This window comes from Micromonospora saelicesensis (genome assembly GCF_900091575.1).
GTDB classification, from domain to species: domain Bacteria; phylum Actinomycetota; class Actinomycetes; order Mycobacteriales; family Micromonosporaceae; genus Micromonospora; species Micromonospora saelicesensis.
This window is the reverse complement of sequence record NZ_FMCR01000002.1, coordinates 1,089,621-1,106,551: the sequence shown is the minus strand read 5'-3', so window position 1 is coordinate 1,106,551 and position 16,931 is coordinate 1,089,621. Positions and strand designations below refer to the sequence as shown.

Annotated in this window: 23 protein-coding genes; 15 read left to right on the top strand and 8 right to left on the bottom strand. The window is 68.1% G+C overall.

Annotated features, from left to right (window positions below; all coding sequences use genetic code 11):
* The first annotated feature begins 3 nt into the window (after positions 1 to 3).
* Genes GA0070561_RS12860 through GA0070561_RS12845 form a run of 4 tightly spaced genes read left to right on the top strand, consistent with a single transcriptional unit; the run spans position 4 to position 2,096 of the window.
* Entirely contained in the window at positions 4 to 498 is a 495-nt protein-coding gene (locus GA0070561_RS12860) for a WXG100-like domain-containing protein (protein ID WP_091399960.1), read from the top strand.
* Positions 491 to 1,021 carry an endonuclease gene (locus tag GA0070561_RS12855; RefSeq protein ID WP_091399958.1) on the top strand — a complete coding sequence of 177 codons (531 nt, stop codon included), beginning with the start codon at positions 491 to 493 and terminating at the stop codon, positions 1,019 to 1,021. The genes GA0070561_RS12860 and GA0070561_RS12855 overlap by 8 nt, the downstream gene beginning before the upstream one ends.
* An 8-nt stretch (positions 1,022 to 1,029) precedes the next feature.
* On the top strand, positions 1,030 to 1,560 hold the full coding sequence (locus GA0070561_RS12850) for an SUKH-4 family immunity protein (protein ID WP_244166181.1): 531 nt from the start codon (positions 1,030 to 1,032) through the stop codon (positions 1,558 to 1,560).
* Entirely contained in the window at positions 1,557 to 2,096 is a 540-nt protein-coding gene (locus GA0070561_RS12845; RefSeq protein ID WP_091399954.1) for an SUKH-4 family immunity protein, read from the top strand. Before GA0070561_RS12850 ends, GA0070561_RS12845 begins: the two co-directional genes overlap by 4 nt.
* A 59-nt stretch (positions 2,097 to 2,155) precedes the next feature.
* Here GA0070561_RS12845 and GA0070561_RS12840 read toward each other — a convergent pair whose 3' ends face one another.
* Complete coding sequence (locus GA0070561_RS12840) at positions 2,156 to 2,758, bottom strand: GNAT family N-acetyltransferase (protein WP_091399952.1); 603 nt, start codon at positions 2,756 to 2,758, stop codon at positions 2,156 to 2,158.
* A gap of 75 nt (positions 2,759 to 2,833) precedes the next feature.
* Positions 2,834 to 3,856, bottom strand: a complete 1,023-nt coding sequence (locus GA0070561_RS12835) for an NADPH:quinone reductase (protein WP_091399950.1) — start codon at positions 3,854 to 3,856, stop codon at positions 2,834 to 2,836.
* A 98-nt stretch (positions 3,857 to 3,954) separates the two neighbouring features.
* Between GA0070561_RS12835 and GA0070561_RS12830 the strand changes: the two genes are divergently transcribed.
* Positions 3,955 to 4,308: an ArsR/SmtB family transcription factor gene (locus GA0070561_RS12830; RefSeq protein ID WP_244166179.1), complete on the top strand. Its 354-nt coding sequence runs from the start codon at positions 3,955 to 3,957 to the stop codon at positions 4,306 to 4,308.
* Between the two features lie 200 nt (positions 4,309 to 4,508).
* Here GA0070561_RS12830 and GA0070561_RS12825 read toward each other — a convergent pair whose 3' ends face one another.
* The 3 genes from GA0070561_RS12825 to GA0070561_RS12815 form a co-directional block, all read right to left on the bottom strand.
* Complete coding sequence (locus GA0070561_RS12825; RefSeq protein WP_244166178.1) at positions 4,509 to 5,033, bottom strand: polyketide cyclase; 525 nt, start codon at positions 5,031 to 5,033, stop codon at positions 4,509 to 4,511.
* A gap of 105 nt (positions 5,034 to 5,138) precedes the next feature.
* Entirely contained in the window at positions 5,139 to 5,669 is a 531-nt protein-coding gene (locus tag GA0070561_RS12820; RefSeq protein ID WP_091399946.1) for a GNAT family N-acetyltransferase, read from the bottom strand.
* Positions 5,670 to 5,712: 43 nt separating this feature from the next.
* Positions 5,713 to 6,240 carry a MarR family winged helix-turn-helix transcriptional regulator gene (locus GA0070561_RS12815; protein WP_091399944.1) on the bottom strand — a complete coding sequence of 176 codons (528 nt, stop codon included), beginning with the start codon at positions 6,238 to 6,240 and terminating at the stop codon, positions 5,713 to 5,715.
* A 72-nt stretch (positions 6,241 to 6,312) separates the two neighbouring features.
* Between GA0070561_RS12815 and GA0070561_RS12810 the strand changes: the two genes are divergently transcribed.
* From GA0070561_RS12810 to GA0070561_RS12800, 3 genes are all read left to right on the top strand, one after another.
* Positions 6,313 to 6,906, top strand: a complete 594-nt coding sequence (locus GA0070561_RS12810) for a mycothiol-dependent nitroreductase Rv2466c family protein (protein ID WP_425255893.1) — start codon at positions 6,313 to 6,315, stop codon at positions 6,904 to 6,906.
* A gap of 152 nt (positions 6,907 to 7,058) precedes the next feature.
* Positions 7,059 to 7,934 (top strand): endonuclease/exonuclease/phosphatase family protein, encoded by an 876-nt coding sequence (locus GA0070561_RS12805; protein ID WP_091399941.1) that lies wholly within the window; start codon positions 7,059 to 7,061, stop codon positions 7,932 to 7,934.
* A gap of 108 nt (positions 7,935 to 8,042) precedes the next feature.
* Positions 8,043 to 8,447 carry a hypothetical protein gene (locus tag GA0070561_RS12800; RefSeq protein WP_091399939.1) on the top strand — a complete coding sequence of 135 codons (405 nt, stop codon included), beginning with the start codon at positions 8,043 to 8,045 and terminating at the stop codon, positions 8,445 to 8,447.
* 46 nt (positions 8,448 to 8,493) lie between these two features.
* On the opposite strand, the gene GA0070561_RS12795 is transcribed toward GA0070561_RS12800, so the two are convergent.
* The gene (locus GA0070561_RS12795) at positions 8,494 to 9,087 is read right to left on the bottom strand and encodes a GNAT family N-acetyltransferase (protein WP_091399937.1); all 594 of its coding nucleotides are present in this window, start codon (positions 9,085 to 9,087) and stop codon (positions 8,494 to 8,496) included.
* A 61-nt stretch (positions 9,088 to 9,148) separates the two neighbouring features.
* Between GA0070561_RS12795 and GA0070561_RS12790 the strand changes: the two genes are divergently transcribed.
* On the top strand, positions 9,149 to 9,874 hold the full coding sequence (locus tag GA0070561_RS12790) for an ATP-grasp domain-containing protein (protein WP_091399935.1): 726 nt from the start codon (positions 9,149 to 9,151) through the stop codon (positions 9,872 to 9,874).
* On the opposite strand, the gene GA0070561_RS12785 is transcribed toward GA0070561_RS12790, so the two are convergent.
* The gene (locus GA0070561_RS12785; RefSeq protein WP_091399933.1) at positions 9,851 to 10,036 is read right to left on the bottom strand and encodes an adenylyltransferase/cytidyltransferase family protein; all 186 of its coding nucleotides are present in this window, start codon (positions 10,034 to 10,036) and stop codon (positions 9,851 to 9,853) included. The genes GA0070561_RS12790 and GA0070561_RS12785 overlap by 24 nt on opposite strands.
* Positions 10,033 to 10,566 carry a DUF6817 domain-containing protein gene (locus GA0070561_RS12780; RefSeq protein WP_091399931.1) on the bottom strand — a complete coding sequence of 178 codons (534 nt, stop codon included), beginning with the start codon at positions 10,564 to 10,566 and terminating at the stop codon, positions 10,033 to 10,035. Before GA0070561_RS12780 ends, GA0070561_RS12785 begins: the two co-directional genes overlap by 4 nt.
* Before the next feature lie 159 nt (positions 10,567 to 10,725).
* Here GA0070561_RS12780 and GA0070561_RS12775 point away from each other — a divergent pair, with 159 nt between their 5' ends.
* The 6 genes from GA0070561_RS12775 to GA0070561_RS34230 all read left to right on the top strand — a co-directional run bounded on the left by GA0070561_RS12775 (position 10,726) and on the right by GA0070561_RS34230 (position 16,920).
* A complete protein-coding gene (locus GA0070561_RS12775) occupies positions 10,726 to 11,310 on the top strand; it encodes an NADAR family protein (RefSeq protein ID WP_091399929.1) in 585 nt (194 codons plus the stop codon).
* A complete protein-coding gene (locus GA0070561_RS12770; protein WP_244166177.1) occupies positions 11,307 to 11,834 on the top strand; it encodes an HAD domain-containing protein in 528 nt (175 codons plus the stop codon). Before GA0070561_RS12775 ends, GA0070561_RS12770 begins: the two co-directional genes overlap by 4 nt.
* A gap of 312 nt (positions 11,835 to 12,146) precedes the next feature.
* On the top strand, positions 12,147 to 13,523 hold the full coding sequence (locus tag GA0070561_RS12765) for a family 43 glycosylhydrolase (RefSeq protein ID WP_208603749.1): 1,377 nt from the start codon (positions 12,147 to 12,149) through the stop codon (positions 13,521 to 13,523).
* Between the two features lie 33 nt (positions 13,524 to 13,556).
* A complete protein-coding gene (locus tag GA0070561_RS12760) occupies positions 13,557 to 14,996 on the top strand; it encodes a glycoside hydrolase family 43 protein (protein ID WP_091399928.1) in 1,440 nt (479 codons plus the stop codon).
* Between the two features lie 29 nt (positions 14,997 to 15,025).
* Positions 15,026 to 16,501 carry an RICIN domain-containing protein gene (locus tag GA0070561_RS12755; protein ID WP_244166175.1) on the top strand — a complete coding sequence of 492 codons (1,476 nt, stop codon included), beginning with the start codon at positions 15,026 to 15,028 and terminating at the stop codon, positions 16,499 to 16,501.
* Between the two features lie 125 nt (positions 16,502 to 16,626).
* Positions 16,627 to 16,920: a hypothetical protein gene (locus GA0070561_RS34230; protein WP_244166174.1), complete on the top strand. Its 294-nt coding sequence runs from the start codon at positions 16,627 to 16,629 to the stop codon at positions 16,918 to 16,920.
* The last annotated feature ends 11 nt before the right edge of the window (positions 16,921 to 16,931 follow it).

Here is a 16,931-nt window from a genome sequence, read left to right as displayed (position 1 = left end):
GGCATGGGACTCCAACTCCCAGGTGAACTGATCACGGCACTCGGCTGGATCGGCTACAGCTGGCCCGAGGCCGACGAGGAAAAGCTGTTCGAGATGGGCCAGGCCTGGCTGGACTTCTCCGGCACGGTCGCCGACGCCTCCGGGGAGGCCGGTTCGGCTGCGGCGGCGATCTGGTCGCAGCACCAGGGCGAGTCGATGCAGGCGTTCCAGAAGTGGTGGGCCAACCCGGAGAGCGGTCCCGGAACGCTGCCGGACTACTCCCAGGCCGCGATGCTGATCGGGACGGGGCTGATCATCGCCGCTGCGATCGTGCTCGCGCTGAAGATCCAAGTGATCGTGCAGCTCGCGATCCTCGCCTTCGCGGTGGCTCAGGCGATCGCCACCGCCGTCGTCACGTTCGGCGCGTCGCTGGCCGAGGTCCCGATCTTCCAGATGATTACGCGAGAGATCGTCGGTCTGCTGATCGACCAGGTGATCCAGGAGCTCCTCGATGCCTAGCCGGGCGCCGAAGAGCTCGAAGAAGCGCGGTGGCGCGGGTAAGCCGAAGGTCGGCAAGGGCGTCCGCGCGGCGGTGAAGAAGGCCGCCGCCAAGCCGGTGGTGCGCAACAACGACCTGCCCGAGGTCACGATCAAGGTGCAGCGCAAGTCGTTCCACGCGCGCGGACAGTTCGACCGCAAGATGAACGCGCTGAAGAAGCTCAGCGACGAGGGCAAGCTGTTCAAACAGGCGAACCCGGTCGCTCGGGACAAGAAGATCACGGCCGACTACAAGAAGCGCATCCGGCAGAAGATCTTCGACAAGTACTGGCCCCACGACAAGAAGATGGCGAACGCCCTCGCCGCCCGACTCCGTAAGCAGCAGCCCGACCATGTGTGGGAGCTGCAACTCGGCGGCGCCGACGACGTTAGTAATCTGAAGCTCTTGGACGGTAGAACAAACTGGGATGTCGGCGGGCAAATCTGGCGTCAGATCATGAACCTGCCCGATGGCACACCGATCCGAATAGAGGTAGTGGATTGAATCCCGAGTTGCGGGAGCTCATCGTGGAGCTGCGTACCGACCTGGAAGCGGACCAGCCGGCGACGCTGGCGTGGGCACAGATCAACGAGGGCGCTCCGGCCGACCAGATCCCCGCCGAGCTGCCGCAGCCGGTCCGGGAGTTACTGGAGACCGCCAACGGCATCCTGGCCGGCGCGTTCGACCTGCCCGCAGTCGCGGACCTCGACGACATCCAGTACTACCTCGAGCAGATGCCCGAGTTCACCGGCGTCGCCGACGAACCCGCCGAGTGGCTGGTCATCGGCACGCTGAACGACGAGCCGCTGCTGATCCGACGCGACACCGGCGCGGTCTGGTACTTCCCGGCGGAGACCACCGACGAGTGGTTCATGCGTGAGATGTTCCTCGACGTCGCGCCGGACCTCGACTCGTTCCTCGGCTACTACGTCTTCGGCGCCGGGTACGGCGAAGTCGCCTTCGACGACGACGAGTGGTGGCGCTTCCTCGACGAGCACGGTCTCACCACGCCCGGTGACGATGACGAGGAGGCGGACGATTGACCGCGACACATGAGGAGCTCACGGCGCTCTGGGGTGCCGATGGGATGATCTACTTCCCGGTCGACCGGTTCGACGACGTCCTCGGCCCGCTGACGCCAGAGGTCTTCCCGCCGTTCGGGGCCATCCCGGTCGACGTGCCGATCCTGTTCACCATCGACGTCGACGTCCCCGGCATGGAGTTGTTCTCCAAGCTGAAGATCGAGATCGGCGAGGCCAGCCCGCGCATCCACATCGTCCTCGGCAGCTCACCCGAGGACCCGCAGTTGCTCTTCTGCCTCGACGCGCTGACCGGCGGCGTCGTGTTGCTGGATCTGGAGACCCCCAACTTCGAGACGGTCAACGCGACCTTCGCCGCGTTCGTCGAGTTCCTCTACCGGCTCGGGCAGCTCATCGCCACGGACCCGGGCGGTCGGGCCCGCGCCGCCCGCGCCGCCTCGATCCGCGAGGAACTGATGGGCGTCGACTCGTCCGCGTTCGCCGACCCGAAGTCCTGGTGGAGCATGGCCTTCGACCAACTGGAGTCCACCAGCGGCTAGCCTCGTCGCGGCCGGCCCGGCCGGGACAGCGCGAGCGCCGTCGACGATGCGCTGGTGGTTCACCGTGCCCGCGGCACCGGTGCGGACGCGATCGGCTGCTCCGACGGTGCTGCCTCTCCATGCCATGCGTCGGCGAGGAGGGCGTAGGTGTAGCCGTCCACCCAGCCCAGTTCGGCGTGCCAGGAATCGCCGACGCCGTGCTGCTCACGACGCATGCCGACCTTCTCGAGGATTCGCACCGAGGCGAGGTTGTCCGCGAAGCATCCGGCGGTGATTCTCCGAATGCCCAGCCGCTCGAATGCGTGCGCCACCACGGCGGTGACCGCCTCGGTCGCGTACCCATGTCCGCCGTAGGCGGGATCGAAGATGTAGCCGAGCTCGGCCTCGGTCCGTGGTGGCATGCCGGGTTGACCCATGCCGTCGACGACGTCGAGCGAGACGGTTCCGATCACCACGCCGTCGAGCGTGGCCGCCATGCTGTGGTCGTCAGGGTCTGCGGCCGCGCGTCGCCATGCCGCGCGGAAGGACGCACTGTCGACCTGCGTACGGAGTAGCCAGCGCGTGACCTGCGGCAGATTGCGGTACTCCAGGATCCGGTCGACGTCCTCGTCCCGCACTGGGCGAAGCTCGAGGCGTTCAGTGCGTACGGTGGTGTTCTCCATGAGGCGGGACGCTAGTGGACGCAGCCCGGCGAGACGCCCGATTATTGGTCCGCCCGACCCGACACATGGCGCACTTCAGGGCATGACGTCCACCAGTACCTTGCCGATCGCGCCAGCTTCTACCGCTCGGTGAGCGTCGGCGGTGCGCCGCAGTGGAAAGCGGAGCAGTGGCAGGCCGTGTGCCTCGCCGACCGGTAGGGCGCCGTCACGGATCGCGGCGGTGACGTCCTCGACGGCTGTGGCACGCGCCTGCGGCCCAGCCGTGTAGAGCACCAGGAACTGCAAGCGCGTGTTGAGCACCATGTGCTGACCCACGTTCAGCTCGACCGGATGTCCGCCCTCGTTGGCGTACGTCGCGATCGTGCCGCGGGTACGCAGCACGGCCAGGTCCAGAGCCAGGTTCGCGCCCAACGCCACCTCGGCGACGACGTCGACGCCGTCAGGGGCGATCGCACGGATGGCGGCGGCGGCTTGATCGCCCTCGCGATAGTTGACGGTGTGGTGGGCTCCGGCTGCGGTGGCCAGCGCCGCCTTCTCCGGGCCGCTGACCGTGGCGATCACGGTGGCGCCGGCCCATCGGGCGAGCTGGATCACTGCGTGCCCGACCGCGCCGGCCCCGCCGGCGGCGAGCACAACCCTGCCGTCGAGCGCCCCGGGGCGTAGGCGGCGTGGCCCGTCCTCGGCGACGGTGAGTGCGCGGTGTGCGGTGAGCGCGGGGACGCCGAGCGACGCGCCGACGTCGAAGCCGGCCTCGTCTGGCAGCGGCACCGCTTGATCGGCGGGTACGACGGTGAACTCGGCGGCGGTGCCGGTGGGCCGTCCGGCGGCGGCCATGAACAGCCACACACGCTGACCGACCCGGCCGGGGTCAACCCCTTCACCGACGGCGTCGACGACACCGGCGCCGTCGAGGTGCGGGGTGATTTCGGGGAAGAGCTTGCGGTGGGCAACGCCGGTGCGGGCCTGCCAGTCGGTCGGGTTGACCCCGGACACGGCAACCCTGACGCGCACCTCGCCGGGTTCGGGCGTGGGCCGGTCACGCTCGACGAACTGGAGAACGTCGGGGCCGCCGTGGTCGCGGTAGATGATTGCTTTCATGATCCGTCCAATGTTCGATCTGCGTCGTACCGTTCGACCTGCATCGAACAGTACGACGAAAGTCGAACTTTCCGCAAGATCTGGCTAGGCTTCATCTCGTGACCGAGGTGATCGAACCCGCCATCGAGACCGTGACGATCGATGTCGTGCTCAGCGCGCTCGCCGACCCGGTGCGGCTCACGCTCGTGCGTGCCCTCGACGAGGCTGGTGACTGGACGTGTGGCAGTGATGTCCTCAAGGAGACCGGCGTCACCATCGGCAAGTCGACGGTGTCGCACCACATCAAGGTGCTGCGCGATGCAGGCCTGATCCGCACGCGAGTCGACGGCATCCGCCGGCTGGTCACCCTCCGCTACGACGACGTGGAACAACGCTTTCCCGGGCTGCTGACCATGCTCCGCGAGGCTGCCCCTGCCCGCGCCGCCGCGCAGGCAACCACCTCATCCCCATGACGCAAACGAGCGCGAGTGTCACGAGGCGTCTTCTCGGGTCGCCGTAGACTTGGCTGCAACTGCTCCAGGAGGCGACGAGCCATCCGATGGCATCGCCTCAGGTCCAGGCCGATGCCCGCGACTTCCTGACGTACCAGGCCACACGTTCCTAGTGGCAGCACCGGCCTTCCGGTCAGCTCAACGAGGATTCATTCCAGGGCTCAATGACTCTGCCAGTCGCGCTCGGCGAGCTTCTTCAGGTTGAACAGCTGTCGTCGAGCCATGATCAGGTCGCCGACGGACAGCCCCGGTGCGGCCCAGCGGGTCGTCTGCATGACGACCTTGAGCAGCAAGCGCGTCGTGCCGTGCTCCTGAGGCACGAGGATGTAGGACATGAAGGCGCCCATGATGGTGCTCGTCAGTTGTCTGCCGGGGTCGACCGAGACGATCCTGCCCAACTTTCGTCCGCCAGCGGTCGTGAACGACTCTCCGACCTGGGGCTCGGGTAGGCCCTCCAGTTGTTGAGGTGAGCGGCGGCCGAGGTTGTCGATCCAGTCGTACGAGTACGGGGCAAGCCTCAGTTGGGCTACCCACGGCCACACCGCTGCGGCGGGCACCTCGATCCGCACTCCCCGCCACGCCTGGAGTGTGGGTGCGACGACGAAGTCGTCGCAGGGATAGGTACGCAAGGTCTCGCTGGTGGTCACGCCCCACCGGTCACCGATCACGCATCCATCGTCCGCCATGCGGCGGCCTTGGAGCGGCAGGCCGACCGGCTTCCGGCGAGCATTGTCGGGCGTCCTGGAGCCGGTCGTGTGAGACGAGTGGGGAGACTGACCCAGGAGTGGGGCTCAGTCGACCCGCTGGGCCAGCACCTGCCCCGGCCAGGTCCCGGCCAGGAAGGTTTCGGTGGGAGTGAACCCGTGGCGCTCGTAGTACGCCACCAACTCGCCACCGCTGCCCGCCCAGCAGTCGACCCGTAGCAACCGCACGCCGGCTCGCCGGGTTTCCTCGACGGCGTGTGCCAACAGGGCCGACCCGAGTTTCTGGCCGGCGAATCGTCGGTCGGAGACCAGGAGGCGGACGAACCGCTCGGGTTCTTCCGCAGGCGCGATCGGTGCCCGCGGATCGGGCCCGGAACCCAACACCAGGGCTGCGGCCGGCGTCCCGTCCACTTCCGCGATGAACGGAAGGTTCTCAGTCAGGTACCGATCGACCTGTGCGGCCCTTTCGGGTTTTTCCGAGAACGGCGTCGTGCCCCACTGCTCGGTGTTGCCGCGGTCGTTCATCCAGACCACCGCGGAGTCGAGCATGTGCAGTACGGCGGGTGCGTCGGCCGCGCCACCGCGTCTGATGCGTACGCCGCGGGTGGTGTCGTCCATGCCCGAATGGTAATCCGAGGCTCGGCCGATCATGCCCGGGGCATCACCCGTCGTGGCCCCCGCCCTCGGGTTCAAAATCTCCGGAGGCCAGGGTCCGATTCATCGCCGCCAGTAGGCGCTCAAGTGTTCTGCGGTCGCTGTCGGTCAGGCCACGAAGGATGGCCGCCTCGTTGGCCAGATGTTCCTCGATGAGCCGGTCGGTCAACGCCACGCCGGTCGACGTCAGCCCGACCACCCTGCCGCGCGCGTCGGCTGCGGAGACCGAGCGTGACACGAGGCCGCGGGCGATCAGCCGGTCCACCCGCTTGGTCACCGCTCCCGTGGTCACGAGCATCCGTTGGCTCAGCTGGCCCGCCGTGAGCGTGTAGGGCTCGCCCTCGCGGCGCAGCGCCGCGAGCACGTCGAAGTCGCCGTTGCCGAGGTCCGCCGCGGCGAACGGTGGCCGCAGGGCCACATCGAGTACGGCGGCCAACTGTTGGATGCGACCGATGATCAGCAACGGGGTGGGGTCGAGGTCTGGTCGCTCGCGACCCCACTGGCCAACGATGTCGGCGATCCGGTCGTCATCCACTGTTGCATCTTACCTTCCGGGGAAGATAAGTTGTCTTCCGTGGAAGACAATTCGCCTCGAACGTCAGCTCCGGTGGTCACGGCGTACGTGGATCCGTCCTGCCCGTTCGCCTGGATCACCTCCCGCTGGCTCATGGAGGTCGCGACGATGCGGCCGCTCACTCTGCGGTTCGAGGTGATGAGCCTCGCGGTGATCAACGAGCATCGTGACCTGGAGCCCTGGTACCGCGAATTCAACAACCGGGCGTGGGGGCCGGCCAGGGTGTGTGTGGCGGCCACCGCGCAACACGGCTCCGCCGCCCTCGCACGGCTGTACCCGGCGCTCGGCCGCCGGATCCACGACGCCGGCGACAAGGACTTCGACACCGTCGTCCCGCTGGCCCTGGCCGAGGCCGGTCTTCCCGCCGACCTGGCCGACGCGGCCCACCGCAGCGACCTCGACCCGCAGATGCGGGCGAGCACCGCCCACGCACAGCAACTGGTGGGCGAGGACCTCGGCACCCCGACGGTCATCGTCGACGACGTGGCCTTCTTCGGCCCCGTGCTGACCTCGGTCCCTCGTGGAGAGGAGGCCGTCCGCGTCTTCGACGGCGCTCGTCTGCTCGCCGGCTGCCGGGCTTTCTCCGAGCTCAAGCGCGCCCGGTCCGACGGCCTCACCTTCGCGTAGCTCCACCACCGCCGCTGGGGGAGCTGGTTACCCCCGCACTGGTCGACCCAGGTCTGTCGATGTTTCGTCACCGGACGTTCGGCGTCGCCTCGACTCGTATCGATAGTGTCCGTTGGCCGGCCACCGCCGGCGGTCCAGGCGGAGGGAAAACGATGCGCAGCACAACGGACTGGTCGGCCCGCGCCCTGGGCGCTCTCGCGGGCGCGGTCGCGCTGGTGGCGGCCCTGCTGCCGGCGGCCCCGGCGGCCGCCGCGAGCGTCGGCTTCAAGGCGGCCACGCTGAACATCTACTACGGGCTGAGCCAGGCCGACTTCGCGCACGACCTGAACCTGATCGCGTCCAAGGCTGACCTCGTCGGTCTCAACGAGGTCGGTGCCCGCAAGACGTTCCTGGCGAGCTGGGCCGCCGACAACGGCTGGTGGTTGTACGCGCCAGGCGGCACCAACCAGGCCGGCGAGGCGTTGATCGCCAAGAAGAGCATGTTCGACGTACTCGACAAGGGCTCGATCTTCGTCTGTGACACCAACGGTCCGGGCGAGGTGCCGCCCGCGCGGTACAACAACTGGGTCAAGTACCGGCACAAGGCCAGTGGCCGCAACGTGACCCACATCAACGCCCACGCGGTGGCCAGCATCGAAACCGCTGGCCGGCCGGAGGACCTGCCGCGCACCAGGTGCGCCGAGGCGCAGTTCCAGGGTCTCAAGGAACTGGCGGTCGACAAGCAGGACGAGGGCCAGGTCATCGTGAGCGGAGACCTCAACGTCGACTTCACCGCCGACCGGAGCTACGGGTACGCGAAGTTCCCGTGGCAGGTCTTCGAGGCCAACGAGCTGCCGAATCTGCGCTCCAACTACAACCTGTACGGCGAGAAGGGCACCGGAACGCACGGCAACCGGCACATCGACTACATCTACTTCTGGAAGCGGCTGCCCGAGTACCAGCTGATGTGGATGACCGACTACGACGTCGTCGGTGGCACCAGGTCCGACCACAACGGCGTCGTCTCCACCTTCTCCATCCAGAGCTGACGCGCCCGCCCTCCGCCGGGTACGGGTCCTGCGCCCGCTCCCGACTGAGGCGTTCCGTGCTGCCGGGGCAGATGCGAACCGGGTGGCACGGCAGACGACAATGCGAGCGTGACCGACACCGTTCCGGCTTCGCTGCCTGCTGTGATCGAACTCGTCGATGAGTACATGTACCGCGTGCTGAAGGGCGCAGAGGATTCGGTGCTGGTGATCGGGGAGCTGATGGGCGCACTGACCGAGCCGAATGCCGAGGTCAGCGAGGTCAGCGAGGGGAGCGTCGGCAGGCTCTACCCCCTGTTCGGGGACCTGTCGGACATCGTCGACGGCTTCCCGTTCGACTACGGCGACGGCACCGAGATGATCGCCCAACGGGAGATCCGCGACGCTGCCTGGGACTGGCTGACCACGGCGCGTAACGCCGACGGGTTGAAGGCCTACGTCGACCGCTGGATCGCGAGAAGCGCAGCCTTACCGACCATCGAGGACGGGCGGCCGTTCCGCGACATCGCAAGATAGTGGGGTGGCGGCGGGTTCGCATCGAGCGTGTGCGGGCCGGCGCCCATCATCGGCGCTCGGGGTGTCCCCGGTGCTCCGCCCACTCGGGCGCGAGGATCGACATCACCGTGGCGTCAACCCAGTCGTCGCCGTCGCGCAGGACCTGCCGCAGCACACCCTCGGCAACGAAGCCGACCTTCTCGTACACCCGCCGGGCCCGGGGGTTGAAGGCGAACACCTCCAGCGAGATGCGGTGCAGGCCGAGCCTCTCGAAACCGTGGGCGACGATCAGGCGTACCGCGTCGGTGCCCAAGCCACGGTCGCGGCCGGCGGCGGCGAGCAGCGTGCGGAAGTTGCAGTTCCGGTTGGCGGGATCCCAGTCGTTGAGGACCACCTCGCCGACGCAGGCCCCGGTGGCGCGGTCCACGACCGCCAGGTCGAGTCGGTCGGTCTGCGCGTTGCGGCTGCCGTACCAGGAACGCATCCGCTCCTCGCCGGGAGCGTCGTCGGCCGGACTGCCGGTCAGCCGGGCCACCTCGGGATCGGCCACCGCCGCGCGGAACGTGTCCAGGTCGTCGTCGACGAAGGGCCGCAGGATCACCCGCTCACCGGTGAGGGTGGGTTTGATCGAGAAGTCGGGGGTCGCCTGGTCGCTGGGCATCGACTGATCGTCGGCGTGACCCCGGCGACAGGCAACCGGTTTCCGGGGGCAGGATACGGGTGTGATCCTGATCGTTCCCGCGAACCCGCTGCGTCCACGCCGCCCGGACGAGCACTTCGTGGCCGAGGCTGAAGCGGCCCGTGCTGCGGGATTCCAGGTGGCGGTGGTCGACCACGACGCGTTGGCGCGGGGCGGTGACGTACGTCGGGCGGTGGCGTCGGTCTCGGGGACCGGTGCGGCGGTCTATCGCGGTTGGATGCTGCGCAGCGAGCGGTACGCGGCGTTCGCCGAGGCTCTCGCCGAGCGCGGTGTGGTGTTGAGAACCACTGCTGAGCAGTATCGGCGGGCACATGAGCTGCCCGGCTGGTACGCGGCGCTGGCGGCGGTCACTCCCGCGTCGGTGTGGAGCCGGGGCTCGGATCAGGCAGATCTTGACCAGGCGCGGGTCGCGCTCGGGGCGGGACCGGCGCTACTGCGGGACTACACCAAGTCGATGAAGCACTACTGGGACGACGCTGCCTTCATCCCCGAGCTCGACGACGCGGTGGCCGTCTGGACAGTGGCGAGCCGGTTTTTGGAATTGCGTGAGGACGACTTCGTGGGCGGGTTCGTGCTGCGTCGCTTCGAGCGGTTCACCTCCGCCGAGGTACGCACCTGGTGGGTCAACGGCGACTGCGTCCTGATCGGCCCTCATCCGGACAGCCCGAACGAGCGCCCTTCGGTCGAGGTCGACCTGGAGTCGCTCGCGCCGATGATCGCCGCCCTACTCGGCCCGCCACGCCCGTAGCGTGCGCACGTCGAAGAGAGCGCGTGCCCGGCTGACCACATTCACATGCCCCGGAGTGAAGGGATCGAAGCTGCCGGGGTAGACGGCTCGCGCCCGTACGCGGCCGGAGGTCCGTGCGGTCGGACGTGACGATTCGGGTGTCGCTGCACGTTCGGGTGTCACTGCCGCAGGACCCGCTGCGCATCGCTGATGACCTGCTCCGAGGCGATCGGGGCCCACGACGCGAACAGCGCCCGGAAGTACGCCCCGTGCCGGTCCGCCACCGAAGGATCGTGCTCGATGACGTCCAGCTCGTTGACGATGCTCAGGTCCACGAGCGACCGAAGTTGAGTCTCACCAGGCCTCCGCACCCGACGTGCGAAGCGGTCGAACACCTCGCCGGTCCTCGCCAGCTCCTGCCAGCTGCGTCCACGGTCGCAGGCGCCGTACAGGTAGACGAGCTCCTCGGCGTCGGCGCCGACGAGATCCCGCAGCACTGCACGATCGGCCCGATCAACCAGGGTGACGTCGAAGCCGTCGGTTCCGTAGACGGCGTGGGTGAGGCCCGCTGCTTGCACGTCACGGGCGCAGCCGAGCACGGCGAGTCGTTCGCTGACTCGACAGAGGTGGACGTACAGGTTGCCTCCGGGATGGGCGATCTGCTCAGCTCCCTGCCGGCGGAGCCAGACCCGCACGCCGTCGTCGATGGTCATGGTCCGACTGTAGGTATCGGCCGTCGGGTTCGATGGCCGCCGGACGTGGGCAATATGTCACAGCGCTGTGGGCATGCCTGGCGTCGCGACGGCCGCGAGCACGTCGTCGCGGTCGAAAATGCGGGGTACGCGCAACGCTGGTGCCGCACACTCGCCATCATGCTGGCATCGGTTCGGAGCGTCGCGGATCTGGCCGCTGCGCAGGCGCAGGGTCAGCAGGTCAAATTCCTGTTCTTCTGGGGGCACCAGCCCGAACGTGACGGTGGTGTCGGCGCAGGCTGCCTGAGTCAGTGGTGGCCGGCGCCGTTCACCGCCGACGACATGCGGTTCGCCACTGCGGAGCACTACATGATGTGGCGCAAGGCCACCCTGTTCGGCGACCGCGCGATGGCGGAACAGATCCTCGCCGCGCCGCATCCCCACGCCGCGAAGGTGCTGGGGGGACGCGTCGCGGGTTTCGATCAGCAGACCTGGAGTGAACACCGCTTCGCGATAGTGGTGGCCGGCAACCTCGCGAAATTCGATCAGCACCCCGCGCTCCGGGCGTTTCTGCTGGCCACCGGGCAGCGAGTCCTGGTGGAGGCCAGCCCGGTCGACCGGATCTGGGGCATCGGCCTGAACCGCGACGATCCGGCTGCTGGCGACCCCGCCTGGTGGCGAGGGCTCAACCTGCTGGGCTTCGCGCTCATGCAGGTGCGCGAGGTGCTTGAGGATCAAGGTCGGCAGGGGACGGTTCCGGCGTGATTCCCGGCTTCGCCGGACGTCCGGTCATCTTCCTCGATGTGGACGGACCGCTGATCCCGTTCAAGGCCCGACCGGTTGGCCAGAGACGTCCGTCGGGCGGCAGCGCCAAGCGGCAGACGGACAAGCTTGGCAACCCCCTCCTTGATCGCCTCAATCCGGACGACGGTCGTCGGTTGCTCGCCCTGGGCTGTCAGTTGGTCTGGGCAACGACGTGGATGGCTGAGGCGAACGAGATCGTCTCCCCCCGGCTCGGTCTTCCGGACCTGCCCGTCGTCGATTGGCCCGACGACGACGAGGAGACGGGGCGTGGCCTGCACTGGAAGACCCCGTTCCTGACCCAGTGGGCAGCAGGAGGACCCTTCGTGTGGCTTGACGACGAGATCACCGACGCCGACCGCCGATGGGTGAGGGCTCGCCACCCGGGGCGGGCGCTGCTGTATCGCGTTGACCCGTACACGGGCCTGACCGAGGCGGACTTCGCCGTCGTCCATCGATGGCTTCAGGAGGGTGAGGGCACGGTCTGACCGGGACTGTGGATGACGGGTGGCGTGACCGGGCTCGCGGGGGAGCGGCAGCGGTCGATCCCTTGACACTCGTAGATGCGATCGCTAACACTTGTCCGCAACGCGAACTTAACGAGCCGAACACATTGTGTCTGTGGTCGTGTGACGCGCCAGAGGCACCGCATGCGAACACTCCACCCCGTCGCTAGGGCCGCTCAAGCCTGAGCCCAGATACCGCCTGCTCTTGTTAACGCTAACATAGATGATCTTACGAGAGGGGTCGGGACGGTGATTCTGTCGGGAGCATCGACCAAGCGTCCACGTGCCCTCCTCGTGCTCTCCGCCGTGGCCGCCGCGGCTGTCGTGGCGGTGGCCGACGGGCCGGCGCATGCCGCCACGCTGCCGACCGGCGCGGTCTCGCTGGAGGCGGTCAACCAGGCCGGGCGGTACGTGCGGCACATCGACTATCTCGGTCAACTCGACCCGGTGACCTCCAGTAGCGGCAACCAGACCAAGCTCGATGCCACCTTCACCGTGGTCAACGGCCTGGCATCGCCGACCTGCTACTCGTTGCAGACCAGGACCGGCATGTTCCTGCGGCACCGCGACTACCGGCTCCGGGTCGACCCGAACACCGGTGACGCGGCGTTCCGGGCCGACGCCACCTTCTGTGCCGTGGACGGCTCGGTCAGCGGATCGGTGGCACTCGTCTCGTACAACTATCCGAACCGGCGCATCCGGCACCGCGACTTCGCGCTCTGGCTCGACGCCTACCAGGACACGGCCGCGTTCCGGGCGGACAGCTCCTTCCGCCTCGTCGCGCCCTGGGCCCCCAGGACCACCAAGGGGCCGGTGATCCCGGGTCTCTTCGCCGACCCGCACCTCGCCGTGTTCAACGGCCGCTACTACCTGTACCCGACCACCGACGGCTACGCGAGTTGGGCCGGCACCTACTACAAGGCGTTCTCCTCGACCGACCTGGTCAACTGGACCGACCACGGCGTGATCCTCGACCACGGTCCGGACGTCTCCTGGGCGGACAACTCGGCGTGGGCGCCGGCGGTGGCCAGCGCCAACGGCCGCTACTACCTGTACTTCAGCGGCGGCGCGGTCAGCGGCAACACAGCCAAACAGCTGGGCGTGGCGGTGGCCGACAGCCCTGTTGGACCGTTCCGTGACGCGCTTGGCCGGCCGCTGATCCGCAGCGACCAGTTCTCCGGCGGGCAGGCGATCGACCCCATGGTGTTCACCGACGACGACGGCCAGTCGTACCTGTACTGGGGGCAGGGCGTCGCGCGGGCGGTGCGGTTGAACGCCGACATGGTCTCCTTCGACGCGGCGCAGGCGCGGGTCGTCACCCCGTCGGGCTACAACGAGGCGCCGTTCGTGTTCAAGCGCAACGGTCTGTACTACTTCATGTGGTCGGAGAACGACACGCGCAGCGAGGACTACCGGGTCGCCTACGCCACCGGCTCCTCACCCCTCGGGCCGTGGGCAAGGCGCGGGGTGGTGCTGCAGAAGCGACTCGACGTCGGCATCAAGGGCACCGGTCACCACTCTGTGGTCCGGGCACCCGGCAGCGACACCTGGTACATCGCCTACCACCGCTTCGCCGTGCCGACCGGCAACGGCACCAACCGCGAGACCGCCATCGACCGGATGGAGTTCAACACCGACGGCACCATCCGGCCCGTCGTACCGACGCTCTAGCTGACTGCTAGCCCCTGCGCGAAGGAGAGACAGATGTCGAGAGTCCTCGCCCGGCTCTGCGCGGTTGCGGTGGCCGCGAGCCTGTTGTTCACCACCTGGTCGGCGGCGACACCGAAGGAGGCGGCCGCGCTCGACCCGACCGTCGGCTACCTGATGGCGCACTTCACCGGCGAGTCGTCGACCGACCAGCAGATCTACTTCGCCCACAGCACCGACGGCCTACGCTGGACCGACCTCAACAACGGTGGGCTCGTGCTGCGGTCCACCGTCGGCACCCGCGGCGTCCGCGACCCCGCCCTGGTGCGCTCACCGGCCGGCGACCGGTACTGGATCATCGCCACCGACCTGTGCATCGGCTGCGGTCAGGACTGGTCGACCGCGATCAACAACGGCAGCCGCAACCTCGTCGTGTGGGAGTCCACCGACCTGGTCAACTGGTCGGCGCCGTGGCTGCTGAACGTCGCCGGCGCAATTCCAGACGGACGCAACGCCTGGGCGCCGGAGGCGATCTGGAACCCGGCCACCGGCGACTACGTCCTCTACTGGGCGACGAACGTCCCACTCAACGACGCGACCAAACACCGCATCTACTCCGCGCGCACGGCGAACTTCCGCAGCGTCACCACACCGCAGGTCTACATCAACCGACCCGGTAACCAGGAGATCATCGACACCCAGATCGTCGAGGTGCCGGCCGGCGTCGGCGCCTACCGCTACGTCCGGGCCTCCCGGGACGGCCAGATCGCCATCGAAGGCAGCAACTCCATCCTCGGCACCTGGACCAGCCTCGGCAACCTCTCCGGTATCGGGCTGACCGGTGCCCAGGTCGAGGGCCCGATGTGGATGAAGTACAACAACCGTAACGAATGGGTTCTCTACCTGGACCAGTACGCCAGCGGGCGCGGCTACCTGCCGGTCCTGACCACCGATCCGTCGAGCCCGGGCAGCTACCGACTGCCGGCGTCCGGCTCGTACACGATGGGCGGCACCAAGAAACGGCACGGTTCGATCCTCAACCTGACCGCTGCCGAACAGAACCGGGTGCTCACCCGCTGGCCCGCCACCGCGGTCAACCGGATCCAGTCGTACAACTTCCAGGACCGGTACGTGCGGCACTACGACTACGACGTCCGCATCGACCCGAACGTCAGCCCTGCCCAGGACGGCCAGTGGCGGCTGGTGCCCGGCCTGGTCGGCTCCGGCACCGTCTCCATTCAGTCGGTCAACTTCCCGGGCCACTACCTGCGCCACTACGGATACGACTTCCGGCTGGAAGCCAACGACGGCACCGCCACCTTCGCCGCCGACGCCACCTTCCGGCAGGTCGCCGGCCTCGCCAACTCGTCGTGGACGTCGTTCCAGTCCTACAGCCACCCGGACCGCTACGTCCGGCACTACAGCTACCTGCTCCGACTCGACCCGGTGTCCGACGCGCAGAGCCGTGCCGACGCCACCTTCCGCGTGACCAGCTGAACCTGGTCCCTCTTCAAGGAGTTCCGACTGTGGCACTACATCGACGGGTGCTCTGCGCCCTGGTGGCCGCGTTGACGGCGATGGTTGGCGTCGTCGCCGTCGCGTCGTCGCCGGCCACCGCCGCCACCAACCAGTTCCGCGGCATGAACTGGGCCATGTTGGGTGACAACTTCAAGACCAGCCCGCTCGTCGTGCAGGGCCTGAGCATGTCCGACAGCAACGCCACCGTGCGGGCCAAGGCCAACGCCCTGTACGACGACATGGCGTCCACCATGGGGGTCAACACCATCCGACTGCCCATCAACACCCACACGGTGGGGACGGCCTGGTGGGAGGCGTACCGGGGCGCCATCGACGCAGCCACCGCCCGCGGCTTCAAGGTCATCCTCGCCTACTGGGAGGACGGCGCCGCCTCCGGCGGCAGGATCACGAACCTCGCCGCGTGGAACGCGATGTGGTCCACAGTGACCAACACGTACGGCACGAACACCAACGTCTACTTCGAGCCGATGAACGAGCCGCACGGCTACAGCTCGGCGGAGTGGCGCAACGTCGCGGCCAACTGGCTCAGCTACCACTACTCGGCGGCGCCCGGCCGGGTGCTGATCGGCGGCACGGGCTTCAGCCAGGACCTGCGCGACATCTGCAACGACAGCCGCTTCAACTCGACGCTGCTGTCCTTCCACTACTACGCCTTCTTCTACGGCGCGATGACCTACGACGCCTTCCGCAGCCACATCCAGACCCGCCTCGGCAACTGCGCCTCCCGCGCGGTCGCGACCGAGTTCGGCGCGCCGATGAACGACGGCCGCAACTACGCCGACGCGGGCAGCACCGACAACTTCGTGCGCTACATCCGGGCCATGGCCCAGGTCATGCGGGACAACCAGATGGGCGGCACCTACTGGCCCGCCCTCGGCGGCAAGACCGGCACCATCGGCTACGACTGGTACTCGATGTTCGCCCTCAGCGGCAGCGGCACCGACCTCAACCTGACCGTCCGCAACACCTCCGGCGCGGACCGGATCCGGTACGCGTGGGGCGACGCCATCGGCGGCGATCCGACGACGCCCCCGCCGTCCACGGGAACGTACTACCGGATCAACGTGCGGCACAGCGGCAAGGCCATGGACGTCCAGCAACCGAACACCGACAATGGCGCCCGCGTCGGCCAGTACACGTACGCCGGTGGTGCGTGGCAGCAGTGGCAGTTCCAGGACGCCGGCAGCGGCTACTGGCGCATCGTCAGCCGGCACAGCGGAAAGTGCCTCGACGTGGTGAGCGCGTCGACCGCCGACGGCGCCGAGCTCGTCCAGTACACCTGCGGCACCGGCACCAACCAGCAGTTCCAGATGGTCGCCAACGGCGGTTACTTCCAGCTCCGGGCACGACACAGCAACAAGTGCGTGGACGTGCCGGCCGCGGCGACCGCGGACGGAGTGGTCCTCAAGCAGTATTCGTGCAACTCCGGCACCAACCAGCAATGGTCCCGCACCACCGTCTGACGGTCGTTCCGACGTAACGACCGATCCACGGCGGCCTTCCCGAGCCGGACAACGACGGGTTGCGTGTCGGCAATCCGTCGTTGTCCGGGCGGTGGGCCGCTCCGTGGCGTCGCGACTACGGACCGATGCCCAGCGGTGACGTACATCAGACCGGACCTCTCCGGGCTCGACGCCCCCGACGGTGTCACGCCCGCCGCTGGTGGACGCATCTCACCCGGCTCGACGGCAGACTGCTCAGCGGCAACTACCCGTTCGTGGCGGAGCCGGTCGACCCGTTCGAGGTCGAGTCGCTGGAGTTCCTCGAACCCGACCACCCGGTGTACGCGCTGCGTCCGGCCGACCCGCTGGAGATCGTCTGGGGTTTCTACTCACCACGCGCATCGTTCGCCTACCCGGGCGGCGAGTCGGTACTCGACTGAGCCCGTTACCT